The 17065-nt window shown below is 50.4% G+C and carries 13 protein-coding genes; 8 read left to right on the top strand and 5 right to left on the bottom strand.

The genetic code is table 11. The annotated features are described in order from the left end of the window. Nucleotides 1-46: 46 nt before the first annotated feature. The 5 genes from buk to HMPREF0650_RS12515 all read right to left on the bottom strand — a co-directional run bounded on the left by buk (nucleotide 47) and on the right by HMPREF0650_RS12515 (nucleotide 8527). Nucleotides 47-1111, bottom strand: a complete 1065-nt coding sequence (gene buk, locus HMPREF0650_RS00080; protein WP_004347329.1) for a butyrate kinase — start codon at nucleotides 1109-1111, stop codon at nucleotides 47-49. A gap of 39 nt (nucleotides 1112-1150) precedes the next feature. Next, a complete protein-coding gene (locus HMPREF0650_RS00075) occupies nucleotides 1151-2059 on the bottom strand; it encodes a phosphate acyltransferase (protein WP_040561836.1) in 909 nt (302 codons plus the stop codon). Nucleotides 2060-2156: 97 nt separating this feature from the next. Further along, nucleotides 2157-3056: a DUF6562 domain-containing protein gene (locus HMPREF0650_RS00070; RefSeq protein ID WP_004347326.1), complete on the bottom strand. Its 900-nt coding sequence runs from the start codon at nucleotides 3054-3056 to the stop codon at nucleotides 2157-2159. A gap of 115 nt (nucleotides 3057-3171) precedes the next feature. Continuing rightward, a complete protein-coding gene (locus tag HMPREF0650_RS00065; RefSeq protein WP_004347325.1) occupies nucleotides 3172-4515 on the bottom strand; it encodes an MFS transporter in 1344 nt (447 codons plus the stop codon). Nucleotides 4516-4732: 217 nt separating this feature from the next. Beyond that, nucleotides 4733-8527: a DUF4922 domain-containing protein gene (locus HMPREF0650_RS12515; protein WP_004347323.1), complete on the bottom strand. Its 3795-nt coding sequence runs from the start codon at nucleotides 8525-8527 to the stop codon at nucleotides 4733-4735. A gap of 1081 nt (nucleotides 8528-9608) precedes the next feature. On the opposite strand from HMPREF0650_RS12515, the gene rlmN reads away from it, so the two are divergent. From rlmN to secG, 8 genes are all read left to right on the top strand, one after another. After that, entirely contained in the window at nucleotides 9609-10640 is a 1032-nt protein-coding gene (gene rlmN, locus HMPREF0650_RS00050; protein ID WP_004347322.1) for a dual-specificity RNA methyltransferase RlmN, read from the top strand. After that, nucleotides 10637-11578: a DUF4837 family protein gene (locus tag HMPREF0650_RS00045; protein WP_004347320.1), complete on the top strand. Its 942-nt coding sequence runs from the start codon at nucleotides 10637-10639 to the stop codon at nucleotides 11576-11578. Before rlmN ends, HMPREF0650_RS00045 begins: the two co-directional genes overlap by 4 nt. A 69-nt stretch (nucleotides 11579-11647) precedes the next feature. Further along, a complete protein-coding gene (locus tag HMPREF0650_RS00040; RefSeq protein WP_004347319.1) occupies nucleotides 11648-12772 on the top strand; it encodes a PdxA family dehydrogenase in 1125 nt (374 codons plus the stop codon). Continuing rightward, on the top strand, nucleotides 12762-13826 hold the full coding sequence (locus tag HMPREF0650_RS00035; protein ID WP_004347318.1) for a lysylphosphatidylglycerol synthase transmembrane domain-containing protein: 1065 nt from the start codon (nucleotides 12762-12764) through the stop codon (nucleotides 13824-13826). Before HMPREF0650_RS00040 ends, HMPREF0650_RS00035 begins: the two co-directional genes overlap by 11 nt. Before the next feature lie 117 nt (nucleotides 13827-13943). After that, complete coding sequence (locus HMPREF0650_RS00030; protein ID WP_004347317.1) at nucleotides 13944-15209, top strand: sigma-54 interaction domain-containing protein; 1266 nt, start codon at nucleotides 13944-13946, stop codon at nucleotides 15207-15209. A gap of 73 nt (nucleotides 15210-15282) precedes the next feature. After that, entirely contained in the window at nucleotides 15283-15744 is a 462-nt protein-coding gene (locus tag HMPREF0650_RS00025) for an LptE family protein (RefSeq protein WP_375342082.1), read from the top strand. Nucleotides 15745-15768: 24 nt separating this feature from the next. After that, nucleotides 15769-16521, top strand: a complete 753-nt coding sequence (locus HMPREF0650_RS00020) for a DUF8458 domain-containing protein (protein WP_004347313.1) — start codon at nucleotides 15769-15771, stop codon at nucleotides 16519-16521. 7 nt (nucleotides 16522-16528) lie between these two features. Then, nucleotides 16529-16939: a preprotein translocase subunit SecG gene (gene secG / locus HMPREF0650_RS00015; RefSeq protein ID WP_169308976.1), complete on the top strand. Its 411-nt coding sequence runs from the start codon at nucleotides 16529-16531 to the stop codon at nucleotides 16937-16939. Nucleotides 16940-17065 lie beyond the last annotated feature (126 nt).

Below are 17065 nucleotides of genomic sequence, written 5' to 3'. Positions count from 1 at the left end.
TCTCCGTCGATACATCGCCGCTTTGCAACATTCGAGTGCTTTCGACTTAATGGTATTCTTTCGTCTTCAGCTCTCCCCGCAGCACGGCAAGGGCGTTGTTGCTCATGGCCTGCATCTCGTTTTCGCCGGGATAGGTGATGACGGGTGCCAGAAAGTCTAAACGTTCTTTCAGCTTGTTCACCACATAGTCGGAATAAGCGATGCCTCCGGTGAGCAGAATGGCGTCTACTTTTCCGTATAGCACGGCTGCCTCTGAGGCGATGGCTTTGGCTGTGTGGAACAGCATGGCGTCAAGGATGAGCTGCGCATGCTGGTCGCCCTGGTCGATGCGCTGTAGGATTTCTTTCACGTCGTTGGTGCCCAGATGCGCTCGAAGTCCCGTTTCTGTCGTGACGTTCTTAATGAGTTGCTCCATGGTGTACTTGCCACTGAAGCACAAGCGTATCAGGTCGGCCACTGGTAGTGAGCCGGCTCGCTCGGGAGAGAAAGGCCCCTCGCCCCCCAAGGCGTTGTTGGCATCGATGGCTCGGCCATGTTCGTGGGCTGCAATGGAGATGCCGCCCCCCAGATGACAGATGATAAGATTAAGGTCTTCATAGCGTTTGCCGATGTCTCGTGCATATCGTCGGGCGATGGCTTTCTGGTTCAGTGCGTGCCAGATACAATAGCGCGGTAAGAGGGGAGAGCCGCTGATTTTGGCCAAAGGCGACAGCTCGTCCACCACGCCGGGGTCGGCGATCAAGGGCAAACAGCCCGGAATGGCCTTCGCAATGTCGTAAGCGATGAGGCAACCTAAGTCGCACGCATGCTGGTGTAGGGCGTTGCGTGTCAGCTCGAGCATGCGTTCGTTTACCTCGTATACGCCACTCTCCACAGGTTTGGCCAAGCCACCGCGGCCGATGACGGCGTTGAAATTGAACGGTACCTCCATCTGCTTGAGGGTGTCTATAACCAGTTGCCGACGGTATTCCAGCTGATCCATGGGCTGGTCAAACTGGCTTAATTCGGCAACATAGTGTTTGATGTTACGGGTGAACAGCATCTGTTCATCTTCAAAAACGGCTATCTTGGTGGATGTAGAGCCGGGGTTGATGCTTAATATGTGGAACATAAATTGATTATTTCTGTAGAAATCAGGTGCAACGGCGTGCTAACAATGGAGGCAGGCCAGCGCCAGACTGTTGAATTTGGACATGACATCATCGCCTCTTGACGGGAGAACGACGGGACATTGGGTGCCTTGCAGCATGCAAGCCGTTTCGCCATGGGCAAACAGGGTAATGGTTTTGTAGAACAAGTTTCCGGCTTCAATATCCGGGAACACCAACGCATCAGCCGATCCCTGTATGGGTGAGTCGATGTGTTTGACCTGCATGCTGTGCAGGTTGCAGGAAACTTTCAAGTCGAGCGGGCCGTCTACGATGCAAGGTCCAAAGGCTCCGGCCTTCGCTTGCTCTATCAAACTGGCGTAACCAGCAGTGAATGGAAAATGTTTGGCGTTGACTTTCTCTGAGCAGTGTATCAGGGCCACCTTGGGTTGAGTGATGCCAAACTGGTGACAAAGTCGAGTAATATACTTGATTTGCATGAAACGCTGTTCTTGTGTAGGGTAAGGTATCACCGCAGCATCGGTGAAGAACAGCAGTTTGTGATAGTCGGGAATGGATGCGGCAGTCACATGTGTGAGCACGTTTCCAGCGGGTAAAATGCCTTTCTCTTTGTCGAGGATGGCTCGGATAACGACATCCGTGCTGATAAGGCCTTTCATAATGATGTCTACCGTGCCTTCTTTGACCATCGCTACGGCCTTTTCGGCTGCTTCTTGATCATTCGCTGCTTCTATGAACGATAGATGTTGCGAGCACGCCATCAAGGGTTGGCTTTGTTTAACCTGGTCGGTGCAGCCTATCATGACTGCTTCCATCCATCCTTGCTGAATGGCCATGGCGACCGACTGCTGTGTAGATTCGTCGGTTGCACATATAACCGCTGTTCTTTTTCGTACACCTTTTTGGGCCAGCTGACTGGCCATGTCTTTGAAATTTCGAATAGACGACATAGTATCCTCTTTTTGGAAAGCTGGGCCAAAGGTAGAAAAATCTTTCCAAAAATCTGTCTGGTTGAGCTATAAAAATATCATTCTTGAAGGGTACCCATTAATAAGTGTATTCTTTTTTCGTCCATTCGTCTTGGACGGAAAAAGAAAATATATTGGCATCTGCTGGTGTGGTGCCTTGAAAGAACAAGCCTTTGTATTGCGTGATCTCATTTACTTTGACAGGAACCTCTTCGAAAGTGTGCTCGGCAATGATATCGCCAGATGCGTTTAATGCAGATACCGTGATCTTCAACACATCCGAGGGCGTGTGCGGAAAGGTGTACACGTCAAACTGTCCATATGCTGCATGCTGTGCATCTGTCACGGTGCGTTCTTCGGTCTGGCGCGAGTTTTTCGCACCAACGCCTGTTAACGCGTTGAATGTTGAGCTGCCGCCCGTATAATAGAACTTCATGGTTTTGACGGCTGTTGGTATGGCATCAGTGGTAACCAGTCTGAACATGGCTACGGCACGCTTCATTTCGAGTTGGTAAGACGCATTGCCTCCAACCGTCACCTCTTGACAATAATAAAAGGTGTCGGTCATCTTGTTCTTGGGAAATGAAATCTCTTCGGGCGATGTGATGGTGGCCGATCCGCTGCCACTGTGGGCAATAGCGACCACTTGGTAAGTTCCTGCTGGCAGTGTGACGTCAATCTGACCGAAGTGGGTGTCCTTCGTGTCTTGGTGAATGTTCTTTACTTTCACGCCATCCTTGAACAGGGCCAAACTGATACGCGTGCAAACCTGCTTGACATCGGTGGCACGTGACATGTCTACGGCTTGATTGAAAGGAATGTGTTCGAATTGGGCGACACGGAAAGAAAGGTGAAACAAGTCTTTTGTTTCTTGTTCTCCGGTGTCTGTCTCCTCTGCTATTGACGGCTTTTCGCATCCTGATAAGCAGATGGCAGATAGCAACAAGGCGGTTGCCAACATCTTTGTCGTTTTCATCATGGTAGGTAGTTTAATGTGAGTTAGTTATATCGTTGGGTGTTATTATCAGGTGCTAAGTTACGACAAAAAAGAATAACCTCAAAATTTTTTTATACATCGAAAACGTAGCGGCTACTCATTGCCGAATGGTTTTCTTTTCAGTTGGCTTGTTTTCCTCCTCCGTCAGTTCTTTATCCACCATCACCAGAGCTGATGTAATGAGGGTACAGATGCCCAAAAGGGTGGTGAGAATGAAAAAGCGACGATAGCCAAGGGCTTGCTGAAGCGAGCCGGAGAGCATCATGGGAATCATGACTGACACCGTGGCCAGCGACATGCACAGGGCATAGGTGGACACTCGTTTTACCTCACTGTAATAAACAAGATAATGCATATAGGCGCATAAGCCGAATCCACAGGCCATTTGGGTGATGAATGCGCAGCACGCTATCCAGCCAATGTTCGTGGGTAGGGCATAGCTGAGATAAATGTAGAAGAGTGGGGGAATGCATGTGGCAAACGCCATGAGGGGGAGTGTATTGCTGAATCCAACCTTCTGAAGAAGCCAGATGCCCAGCATGCCACCGATGATGAGGCCGAATACACTCACCGTTCCTTGTACATAGCCAAACTCTTGGGGCGACAGTGCAAGTCCACCGCTGCTTCCTAAGTCGAGCATGAACTGGATGGAAACGGGCGTGAGCAACGTACAGGGCAGCAGAAACATGCTCAGGAAGAGAATGCCCGGCCACGAACTCGGGGTTCGGATGAGGTCGGCACTGGTGTTGAGACAGGCGTAGAACATGTCAGACACTCGTATCTTTCGCTCTCTGTCATCGGCACCCGACTGTGGAATCATGAAGATGTGCCACAGCAGTACGACGGAAAGAATGCCGCAGAGGCAGTAGCATGCCGTGCTCCATGAACTGCGTATACTTCTATTCACCACCTCAAGGTTGCCGCCTATCATCACGATGATGCCCAACACCAACAGCATAGAAAGTAGGTAGAACGTCAGTTTGAAGAGACGAAGCGACGAAGTGCGGTGGTGTTTGATGGCCTGCAGACTGAATTTGTCGATGGCGATGTCGTGAAAAACATGCGCAATGGCCATCACCCCGAGGCACATGATGCTGCCTTCCTGCCACCATGCGCTTTTCAGAGCATGCGCCATGCCAGCAATGGAGAGGATGATTAGCGCTTCAGAAAGCAGTATCCATAGGCGGTTACGATGCCCCGTCTGCACGAAAATGGACAGCACGGGACGCATGGCGACGGGCAACATCAACCAGGCGATGAAGAAGGTTGTCGTTCCGTTGTCGACTCCCATTCGCTTGAAAATCACGAGTGGAAAATAGAACAGCATCACAAACGTGAGCCCCTTGAAGAGGTACAACGTTGGCATCCACTTCCAGGGAACCTTAACTTCGTGGTTGAGGTCAATAGGAGAGTTGAATAGGTGATGGCTGATCTTTATCATCTCGAGTTGATTGGAGCTTTTCGTTTCTGGTAGTTCTTATTGGGAGTTAAGGAGAGTTAGTGTGAGTTAACTGGAGCTATCGGGCATTACCTTATATTATATAGTTCGATGTAGCGGGTACTTAGTGATGTTTCCCTACCAAACAGGCATTTGTCTGCTTACCCCAATAACTCCTATTAACTCCAGCTTACTTCCGTTCACTCCCGTTTACTCTCTGTTATTCGTATAGTTTTTCGATGGTGGCGTGGTGGTAATAGTGGGTCAATATCTCATCGTAACCATATCCATCTTCACCCATCACGGCGGCACCAATCTGACAAAGTCCCACGCCGTGACCCCATCCAGCTCCGGTGAGGACAAACCTTTGTGGTACGCCATCAACCACATCCTCCTTGTCAACCACGAAGGCCGAACTGTACAAGTGCGATTCCGACAGCGTTCTTCTTATCTCCAATTCCTTGCCGATGGTGAAGGTCAGCTCGCTGCCAATGATTTTCAGGCGGGATATGCGTCCGCTCTTGCCTCGCTCCAGCGGCACCAAGTCAAGAATATTGCCAAAGATCATGTTTGACTTTTGCTCGATGAGCGCTTTCAGTTCCGCTTGGGTATAGCTCACTTTCCATCGATAGAAGTCGACCGTTTCTTGGTCATAGTCGTTCAACACCTGCGAGAGAATCTTTTTGTCGGTGGTGTGGCAGAAGGCCTCGGGTGCCGAACGTATCCATTTCTCGGCATTCTTCTCCACTGTCAGGTCGATGAGTGGTTCGGCTCTTCCTTCCAGTTGTTGGCGGTTGTCGCGTATGGCTTCAAGATAAGATTTATGCTCGTCCTCCCAACAATACTCATACTCTTCGCTGATGCCGCCACAACATTTACTGAAGCGGGCATCACATATCTCGCCCTCCGACATCAGAATCTGCCCTCGTGTGCGGCGGATGGCGGTGGCCACGTTGGGACTCGTCTCCTTTGTGATGCCCTGATATCGCTGACAGTGGTCGTCTGCGCACATGTCGAAGAGCGTGTGATCTTCGCGGTCGTACCACTTAATCAGCTCGTCATCTTTCCGAATGAAAGAGAAGAAGCTGTTCGCCGACTCTTTCAGGTTGCGGCGTTTCTCCATCTGAGCCAGCAGCCAGCTGCGTGAGATGACGGCATGTGCCTTCAGTAGTTCAAGCGAGGCCGTGGCGCTCATTTCGCTGGAGATGACGCTCTCAAGGTAGGTTTCTACCGGTAGCTCGTTGATGGCGCATATCTTCTCACTGTCCACGATGAGGCGTAACACGCCTGGGAAGGTCTGCGACTCTTTGCGTTCCCAGTGGAAGTTGATGCCGATGGTCACGTCATCGAGCGTGAACGATGCGTCAGCTTGATGGGGCGTAAACGTCAACTCACGGTAAGTATTGCCATTCCAACCGATGCCGCCTTCGTGGAAGCGCACCGTTTGTTCGCCCGACACCACCTCACCTTTGGCCAAATAGGGCTTATTGAGCGTGAAACGTATCTCCTCTGCACTGACGATTCCTACCGACACGCTGGGTTCTTGGTGATTCTCAATGGTTGCGAAGGTGGGCTGTTTTGCGCTTGAGGCTTTCGCCAGGCGGTCCAACACCTGTTGCATGTCCTGCTGGGAGATGCTCATCTCGCACAGAATGTGTTCGAGTTGTGCGGCCGTGAGCCGTTCAAAGTCTTCTTTCCGAGGCGTGATAATCAGTCCGGCCATGTCTAAGGCACCAGGACTGATGAGCATTTGGTCTGCCCCCTCGGCGAAGTAGCAGTCGGGGCGGTGCTTCTTTCTGGGGAATACTACCGAAATGTAGTCTTCATCCTGCCGCCAAGCCACGATGTTCATCATGGGTTCCGTTTCCCCTTCGTGCAGGGGAAGGGCCCGATACAGTTCGCGGAAGAGCTTTTCACCTGCCTTGCCTGAGCGGCACTTGATGGCGAAGGCGTGGCACGGATATGCCTTGACTACAGCCAGCTGGTCGTCTTCATTCAGCGATATCACAGGCTCTAAGGAGTGTGAAAGCCGTTGCCATGCCTGCTGAAGAGGCAGGATGCCACTGCTGCCGCCTTGGAAATGGGCATGATCGGGAGCCGATGCGCCACAGCGCGGACCGTTGTAGAACACCATCAGCTCGGGAAAGTAATCCAGCAGCTTGTATATTTCCGCATAATGCGGGGCTATTTGTTGGGGTTCATGCCTCCGAAGTGGGATGGTATAATGTTCGGGCAGGATGGGGAAAGGATTGATGAGCAATTCAAAATCCTGGTCAATCGTTTTTGTCATCTGTTCTTCCGGTCGGTTTTTCTCGCAGAGGAAGCAAGGGCGGGCGGCCAACGATTTGTGGTCAATCTTGGCACCCGTTGACACCATTCGTGCTGGATTGAACTGAATAGTGAAGCTGTTGTCGCCCAAAAACAGCTGTCGGGTCTCCACTTGTTTGAGTTCTCTGAACCGCTGATGGGCGCTTTCCCAAACCTCCAGTTGGCGGTTGGTGAACCGGTGCAACTGGCTCTCTACTATGCTTTCACTCTTTCCGCTCACCATTTGTCGGCGTGCCTGAATCTCCAAGGTGCGCAGTCGGTCTTTGTATTGGTTGTTCCGGTTCTGTTTCTCCACGCTCAAATCATGGTCGCTGTTGCCATTCCATCGCCGACAGAGATACAACTCTTCGAAGATACGCCCAATCTTGTATTTGCGTGAGAAGAGCAGTCCCAGCGCATAGTCTTCGCCATAGCTGGTGTTGGGTACCTGTATTTGTCGTAACAAAGGTGTGAAAAAGGCTCTGGGAGCTCCAAGTCCATTAATGCGAAGAGCATTGTTTGGGCCATTCTCATCTGTCCATTCGCTGTGACTGATAAGGCCAGGTGGTATTGTTTGCAGATTGAAGTCGCACAGGCGGTAGCTGCCTATCATCATGGCGGCTCCTTGTTCATAGAAGGCGTTTATTAAGCGTTGCAGTGTTTGTGGCGACGAATACAGGTCGTCGCTGTCCAACTGAACGGCAAATCGTCCACAGCGTTCGTCGTTTACGGCCATGTTCCAGCAGCCGCCAATGCCCAGGTCGGTACGCTCGGGGATGAGGTGAATCAGTCGTTGGTGGGTGCGGGTCAATTCCTCCACGATACGGGTGGTACCATCTGTTGAATGGTTGTCTACCACTATTACGTTGAAAGGAAATGTCGTTTGTTGTGCGAATGCCGACTTGATGGCATCAGAAATTGTCTTTTCGCGGTTGAAAACAGGGATAATTACCGAAGCTTCAAACTCGAAGTCCTGCTCTTCAAAATCGGGTCGGTTATATGCCGTGGTGTCTATCTTGGCACCCAGGGTGGTCAGGTGTGCCGTGGCTGCGCGCTCCATCTCCGTTTGCGCCTCCCGATTGTTCGGGTCCACATAGTCAAACTGCTTCTCTCCGCTCAGTCGGTTGTCTACCTGTTGCTCGGTATAAAGCATTTCGTCGAGGTGGAAGATGGTACCTTGCGTGCTGAGAAAGAGGCGCAGGTCGTAGAATCCGGCATACAAGTAATCGTCCCTGTCGGCTTGATCTGCGAATGTTTTGCAGGTCTCTGTCTTCAGCAACAGCAGCTGTCCGAAATCAAAATCATCTCGGATGCTCCCCTCCTGGTAATCAATCACGGGATGCGGCTGCCGCTTTCCGTCCGCACTGATGTAGTGATCGCTGTACACGCAGGTGGCATCAGCGTCGACCGCCACGCGCAGCCACCGGTCCATGGCATGAAATCCCAGCGTGAATGGCGTTGTTTTTAGACAGAGTAGGATATACTCGGCAGTGGCTAATTGGCCCATTTTCCTCATCGTCTCAGATGACGTGAGGCGGTTGATACGAACCAGTGAACAGTCGTGGGGAACTTCTTTTTCCTGTGTGAACTGTTCCGAAACCATCAGATAAATTTGTCGTACACACTTGCTCTGTCGCAAGTCGTGAAGGGTGTTTTCCATCACGGCGATGTCGTCGCACGGTAGGAAGCAGTCTATATTTTCTCTCATTATTTTGGTTTTTACATGAACGGATTTGGTTTCTTAGCGAGATAAGCTTGTGCTTTTGTTTGTAATTGTTGAGGCACAGCCTATCTTATGCAAAAACAGCGCAAACCGAAAGCAATCAAACTGCGTTTGAATTGCTGAGGTGCAGCCTGTTTTATGCAAAGTTAGTGCAAGCCGAAGACAAAGGAAGTTTACTTACTTTGTTGAGCCGCAGCCTATCTTATGCAAAGATAGTGCAAAAAGCCCACAAAAAGAAATGAACAACCTACTTTTTTACCGTCCGCCTTTCTGACTATCATAGAAGTGATAAGTTGGCGTCGAGAATATGCCAACCATCATCGTGTTGGATGATGAATAATCTTGACAAGCAACCCTTCCATATTTTGCGTTTTTGCCAACAGACGGGTAGTAAGGCGCAAATACGAGAAATATGAGCGATTTTAGGATATTATTGACAATCAGATTCTTATGCGCATTTATCCCTGTTCGTCCTCTGCTGTTCACGCACATCTGCGACAAAAGCAAAGCTATTGGCATTCAATTCACATGCTTTTGCACCTCAATACCATGCTTGTTGTGCTTCTAATCCAATGCTTTTTAACCCCTAAAATGCCCGTTTTGAAGTTGAAAACGATTTTTCTTGCCTCCCAAATCGTTCTTTTACTCCTGGTAAGCCTATTGATTTTTTCTAGAATGTGCTTTTTTATTGGGCGATTTTGACCATAAATCTGATAAAAAATAAGGACAATTTGTAGGGTTGTGATATATCGCTTTCCACGCAAAAAACGGTTTCATTTGAAGGGTGGCATAATCATCCAACATCTGCCATCTTCGCTTTTTCATCTTTGGCAGAATTTATTCTTTGGCTGTTTAGTCACGCAAAATTCGCTGAAACAGCAGATTTTTTGCGTGAATCTGGGTTGTAATTTTCGTTTTTATATATTAGGTGTAGGATGTTCCAGGCTTTTTGTGTACCTTTGCAAAGATAGTGCGAGCAGAAAGCAAAGCAAGTATTACTTACTTTGCAGCGGCGAAGCCTGTCTTCAGCAAAGGGCAGGTGGCGATTTAACAAACAAGATCAAAAATGGAAACTGGTAAGAAAAAGCTGTTGGGAATGACGCTGAGTGAGCTCAAAGAGGTGGCTCAGGCGTTGGGAATGCCTTCGTTCGCAGGCGGACAGATGGCTAAATGGCTCTACCAGCGGCAGGTGACGAGTATTGGCGAGATGACCGACATCTCGAAGTCGAACCGTGAACGGCTGGCCGAAGAATATGAAATTGGCTGCATGGCGCACATCGATGCGCAGTATTCGAAAGACGGAACCATCAAATATCTGTTTCCAACCGCCTCGGGAAAGTTTGTAGAAACCGTGTTCATCCCCGATGACGACCGCGCCACCCTGTGTGTGTCCTGTCAGGTGGGATGCAAGATGAACTGCCTGTTCTGTCAGACTGGCAAGCAGGGGTTTGAAGGTAATCTGACCTATGCCGATATCCTCAACCAGGTGTACTCACTGCCCGAACGTGACAGGCTGACCAACATCGTGTTCATGGGTCAGGGTGAGCCGATGGATAATTTGGACAATGTACTGAGGGTAACGCAGGTGATGACCGCCGATTACGGCTATGCCTGGAGTCCCAAGCGCATCACTGTGAGCAGTGTGGGCGTGAAAGGCAAGCTGAAACGCTTTCTTGATGAGAGCGATTGCCATGTGGCCATCAGTTTGCATTCGGCCCTGCCCGAACAGCGCAGCATGTTGATGCCCGCCGAGAAAGGCATGCCCATCGAGCAAATTGTTGACCTATTGCGCGGCTACGACTTTGCTCACCAACGCCGGTTGTCGTTCGAATACATCGTCTTTGGCGGACTGAACGACACGCCGATGCACGCCCGCAGAATCATCGACCTGCTGCATGGACTGGACTGCCGCGTCAACTTGATACGCTTCCATCAGATTCCGAACGTGCCATTGAAAGGTGCCGACGAGCAGAAGATGGAAAACTTTCGCAACTACCTCACGTCGCATGGCGTCTTCACCACCATCCGAGCCAGTCGTGGGCAGGACATCTTCGCAGCCTGTGGCCTGTTGAGTACGGCTAAAAAAGCTGGCGCATGAGCAGGCTTAGTTGGGTAGTTGCCCTTGCTGCCATGCTGCTCTTAACAGCCTGTGGGCAGCAGCAACGTCCGCTGCCCGCTGCCTCGGCGAACCCTTACGAGGTTTTGGTGATGGGTGATGTTGACAGTTTGGTGTGCCACATGTTGTCGGTGCCGATGCCGGCACTGCCACAAAGTGAGCCGATGTTCGACGTGCGGCAGGTTGAGCCTGCTAGGTTCAAGGGAAAGCTGTTGCTGGCGCGCAATGTCGTGGTGGTGAGGTGGAACCGAAAATGGCTTGGCAAGCCCTCGCTCCACATCGAACGTGACCGCCATGCGCAGCCGCAATTGATTGTATATGTAGACGTGGGGTCGACCGACGACCTGAAGCAATTCATCGCCACGAACCAACAACGAGTGAGGCAGTTGCTGGTGACCAACGAATATCTGTCGGCCATTCTCCAGCTCCAGCGAAAGCATTCCGTACGGAGCGGAAGACTCATCGACTCGATGTTCCACTATACCGTACTGCTGCCTGCGGACATGATCTACCACAAGGTGGGAAAAGACTTCCTCTGGGTGTCCAACAATACGGCGCAGGGCATGCAGAATTTGTGTGTCTACACACTCAGCGGAATTGATAATCAGCCGTCCGAACGCATGGACAGTGTGCTGAGAGCGAACATGAAAGGCGAGACCGACCGCATGTACATGCGCACCGTGGCCCGCTCCATAACACAAGAAAACGTCAGAATCGGCAGACAGTCATGCCAGCTGCAGCGTGGACTGTGGGAGATGGTGGGCGACGCCATGGGCGGTCCGTTGGTGAGACGCATCGTCAAAGACAGCGTAGCAGGCAAGTCACTGGTACTCGATGCCTTCGTCTATGCGCCCGAAATGGGCAAACGCAACAAGATGCGTGAGATGGAAGCGGTACTGCTGACCGTGAAACGGAAATAAAGATAGGGGGAGCGAGGATAGGCCACAGCCGTCACTCATGACCTCCGTGACATATAAACAAATTCTCTTATGAACAACAGAAAAATTCGTGTGGCTCTTACACACGGTGATACGAACGGTATCGGATATGAACTAATTTTTAAAACTTTCGCAGCTCCAGAGATGTTAGAGCTCTGCACGCCCATCATCTATGGGTCGCCCAAAATCGCTGCTTACCACCGAAAGGCGCTGGACATCCAGGCCAACTTCAGCATCATCAACACGGCTGATGAGGTGTGCGACGGTAGAATCAACCTGATGACCTGCTTTGATGACGAGGTGAAAGTGGAGTTGGGAACCCCTACGGAAGAGTCGGGACAAGCGGCAGTGCGTGCCCTCGACCGTGCCATGACCGATTATCGGGAAGGAGTTTACGACGTGCTGGTGGCGGCTCCCATGAGCGCCGATGGCATTAAGTTTGGCAACCTTACATTCGATAGTTTGGAAAATTACCTACAGACTTGCTTGGGAGAGGGGAAGCAAACCACCACGTTGTACCTGAACGACTTCATGCACGTGGCCGTGGTGGCCGACGATCAACCTCTGAAAGCGGCCATGGAGAACATCACGTTAGAGAACATTGTTCACAAGGCAGCTATCCTGTACCTCACCTTGAAGCGTGATCTGCGTGTCGCCAACCCGCGCATTGCAGTGCTGGGTCTTAATCCGAAGGCCGATGGGGCAGAGGAACAGGAAATCATTCGTCCGGCCGTTGCCAAGCTTTCGGATGCCGGCATGTGCGCATTCGGTCCTTATGCAGCCGAGACGTTCTTTGGCTCCAACGAATATGATGCGTTTGATGGCATCATAGCGATGTATCACGACCAAGCCATGTTGCCTTTTAAGACGCTGTCGTTGGAAGAGGGTGTGAGCACCATCGCCAACCTGCCTATCGTATGCACCAAAACCAATTATACGCCAATGTTCGAGGTGGCCGGTCAGGGTGTTATCAATGAGAACCCACTGCGGCAAGCCGTTTATCTGGCCATCGACATCTATCGCAACCGCTTCAACTATGACGAGCCGATGAAAAATCCGTTGCCCAAACTTTATCATGAACGCCGTGAGGACCGTGGCAAGGGTCGCTTCAATGCGCCCAAACGTCAGATGAAGGGCGAGCAGCAGGCCAGTCAGCCAAAGAAAGATGAAAAGTAAGTATCAAAATGGCTTCTTCATCTTTGGGGTAGTCATACTAGTTATCATGGTTACCCAACTCAATTTCACCGACGTGTGGAATGGGTTGACCCATGCTGGCTATTGGTTCTTTGCTATTGTTGCCTTATGGGCAGTGTTGTATATGTTCAACACCGCAGCTTGGTACCTGATCATCCGAAGCAGTGAGCCTGTTCATCCGTCGCAAGAATCGACAAGTGGTGACGACAACGCAGCTGGGAAGCCAGAGGGGAAGGTGGGTTTTTGGTGGCTCTACAAGATTACCGTGTCGGGATTCGCTCTCAATTACGCCACACCTGGCGGATTGATGGGTGGCGAGCCTTACCGCATCATGGAGCTGTCGCCACGAATAGGAGCCGAGCGAGCGTCGTCATCGGTGATTCTTTATGTGATGACACACATCTTTACCCATTTTTGTTTCTGGGCCGTCTGCATCGTGTTGTACCTGCTCACACAGCCCATGTCCGTTAAGATGGGGCTATTATTGGCTGCCGCGGCTGTGTTCTGTGGACTGGGTATTTGGTTCTTTCTGGTGGGATATCAGAAGGGATTGGCGGTGCGCATGATGAATGTGCTGCGACACATACCGTTTGTCAAGAAGTGGGCACAGCCTTTCGTGGAGAAACACAGGCAGCAGCTGGACACCGTGGACGGGCAAATTGCGGCCTTGCATCAGCAAAATCCCAAGACTTTTTTGTCGGCCGTAGCGTTGGAAATGGCATGCAGGTTTTTGTCAGCATTGGAGGTGATGTTCATCTTGATGGTGCTCATGCCACATGTAGACTATCTGCATTGTGTGCTGGTGTTGGCGTTCACGTCGTTGTTTGCTAATCTATTGTTCTTCATGCCCCTGCAATTGGGCGGGCGCGAGGGTGGCTTCCTGATGTCGGTATCGGCCCTGGGCATGACGGCCAGCGCAGGTATCTTCGTGGCTCTGCTGGTCAGATTGCGTGAGTTGGTGTGGACGGGTATTGGACTGTTGTTTATCAAGATTAACGAACGAAAGGGCCAGGATCAGACGAAGGCCACGCCTTGACCCTCCGGATGGAAGGGACAGACAGATGGATGCTATATAATAAGGTGGAGTGATGGCGCATAAAAACTCAGCCATCCTTGCGGCTATCTCGAATAAATTGTTTAATTTTGTCAACCAATGAACACTTCGGAATTGCAGAAAGTAAAGCAGCGTTACAGCATCGTGGGCAACTCTGACGAGCTGAACCATGCGCTGGATGTGGCCCTTCAGGTTGCACCCACTGACCTGTCGGTCTTGATATTCGGAGAGAGTGGCGTGGGCAAAGAAATCGTTCCGCGTGTTATTCACGACCATTCACCTCGAAGAAGAGAACGGTATTTTGCAATCAACTGTGGCTCTATCCCTGAAGGAACCATCGACAGTGAATTGTTCGGACACGAGAAAGGGTCGTTCACCGGTGCCATCGGTGAGAGCGAAGGCTATTTTGGCATAGCCAACAAAGGCACCATCTTCTTGGACGAGGTGGGCGAACTGCCATTGGCTACGCAAGCTCGCTTGCTGCGTGTGCTGGAAACAGGTGAATATATTCGCGTGGGAGGACAAGAGATTCGCAAGACCGATGTGCGCATAGTGGCCGCCACCAACGTGAACATGCCTAAAGCTATCAGTGAGGGACGGTTTAGAGAAGACTTGTATTATCGTCTTAACACCATCCCCATCAAGATGCCTCCTCTGCGTGATCGCGGGGAAGACGTTATCTTGCTGTTCCGCTTGTTCTCGATGCAGATGGCAGAGAAATACCGTCTGCCAAAGATTAGTCTCACCGAAGACGCCAAACAGCTGATGCTGAATTACAAGTGGCCGGGCAACGTTCGGCAGCTGAAGAACATCACAGAGCAGATGTCGGTGTTGGTGAAAGACAGGAAAATTAACGCACAGCTGTTGCAACAGTTCATCCCACGCGATCCCGAAAGCACTCAGTTGGCACCCATCTCGTCACAAGGATCGCACAGCTACGAAAGCGAGCGCGAGATACTGTATAAAATATTGTACGAACTGAGGGGCAACGTGAGTGACCTCCGCCGGGACATGAACAGCCTTAGAAAGCAACTTGACGAGGCGCAACAGCAAAACGTTGGTGTGGCTTATCAAGGACAGGTGCAAGCGTTGGATAATAAACTGGCAGGATATCCCAATATGCCGCAGCACCCCCAGGTAACTGCACCGCAGGCAAACGTACGGTCATCGGCCGATCCGGAGGATGCCATTGTGGAGGAAGTGACCGAACCCGAGAGCCTGAACTTGAACGACCTCGGCCGAAAAATGGTGGAGAAGGCCCTCGAACGTAATGGTGGCAACCGCAAGAAAGCTGCACAGGAACTCGGTATATCTGACCGTACGCTGTATAGAAGAATTAAACAATATGGACTAGACAAGAGTTGACGGTATGGCAATAGGAAAATATCACTACACATGTAGCATCCTTATCATCAGCCTCGTCGTGGGCTGTGTGCTCATGGCTTGCTCGGTTAGCTATAAGTTTAATGGTGCCAGTATTGATTATACCAAGACCAAGACCATTCAAATCGTCGACTTTCCCATACGAAGTAGTTATGTGTGGGGACCGATGGGACCGATGTTCAACAACGAACTGAAAGACGTTTTTGCTAACCACACCCGTCTACAGCAGGTGAGGCGTAATGGCGACCTGAAGATAGAAGGCGAGATTGTGTCGTACACGCAGCGTAACAAGTCGGTCTCCAGCGAAGGACATTCCGCACAAACCGAGCTGACTCTCACGGTGAACGTGCGCTTCACCAATAACGTCAACCATACGGAAGACTTTGAAAGACAGTTCTCATCCGCGAAGTCGTACGAGACAACGCAGAACCTGAACTCGGTACAAGAAGAATTGGTATCGCAAATGGTGAAAGATCTTGCAGACCAAATTTTCAATGCGACCGTAGCCAACTGGTAATTTCAAGCAATCAACAACCTACAGATGGATCTGACTCGACTGATAAAACATCCAGAAACGATGGACAAGGAGACGCTCTATGACCTGAGAAGCCTGCTTGCCCTTCACCCTTATTATCAGACGGCAAGGTTGCTGATGTTGCAAAACCTGTATCTTCTGCATGATTCTTCGTTTGATGAAGAACTGCGACGAGCCGCCATCTATCTAACCGATCGGAAGGTTCTCTTCAATCTCATCGAGGCGGCTCATTATCAACTCAAGCGGGCGGACAAGGATAAACAGAATCCACAAAATCAACCTGTGGATGACGACCGTACCATCTCACTGATTGACAACTTCCTCGAAACCATTCCTGCCGATGAAGAGGAAACCAGCAAGAAACGCAAGCCAACACCAGCAGATGCTGCCGTTGACTATGTGGCTTATCTAATGGAGGTGGAAAATAGCGAGGAACAACAGGAGTCGTCACCCTCACTACACCTCAAAGGTCAGGAACTTATCGACAGCTTCATAGAGAAAAGCGGCGATGGGCGCATCCAATTGAACGACACGCCCGAATATCTTCCAGAACTGCAAGAGGAAAACGAGAACAGTGAACCAGATGAGGGATACTTCACTGAGACACTGGCCAAAATATACATCAAGCAGGGGAGATATGAACAGGCAATGGAAATAATTCAGCGATTAAATTTGAATTATCCAAAAAAAAATAGTTACTTTGCAGACCAATTACGTTTTTTAGAGAAATTAATATTAAACAATAAAATAAACAAATAAGAAAATGATGTACACATTATTCGTTGGACTCATCGTTCTTGCGTCCTTGTTGATGGTGGGAATCGTATTGATCCAAGAGTCAAAAGGAGGCGGTTTGGCTTCCAACTTCTCATCTTCAAACGCCATCATGGGCGTTAGAAAAACGACCGACGTCATCGAAAAAGCTACCTGGGGCTTGGCAATCGCCATGGTTGTCTTGAGCGTAGCATGCGCTTATGTGGCTCCTCACTCAGCCAGCAGTCAGAGTGTGTTGGAGAAGACCGCTACGGAGACACAGACCACCAACCCGAACACAACGCCTGGATTTGGTGCCAGTCAGCAACAAGCTCCGGCAGCTGGCGGACAAGCAGCACCTGCAACACAGGGAACACAGTCGGCACCCGCAGCTCCGAAAGCTCCGGCAACACCGGCAAAGTAGAAAATAGATAAAAAATAAGGGATTTGTTTGGCTGGATTAAATAAATCCCTTATCTTTGCAATCGCTTCCAAGTGAGGAAGCAAGTTTTTTATACATGGTGGCCGTAGTTCAGTTGGTTAGAGCGTC

This window comes from Hoylesella buccalis ATCC 35310, assembly GCF_000177075.1.
In the GTDB taxonomy this organism is placed as follows: Bacteria; Bacteroidota; Bacteroidia; order Bacteroidales; family Bacteroidaceae; genus Prevotella; species Prevotella buccalis.
This window is presented reverse-complemented; position numbering and strand designations above follow the sequence as displayed.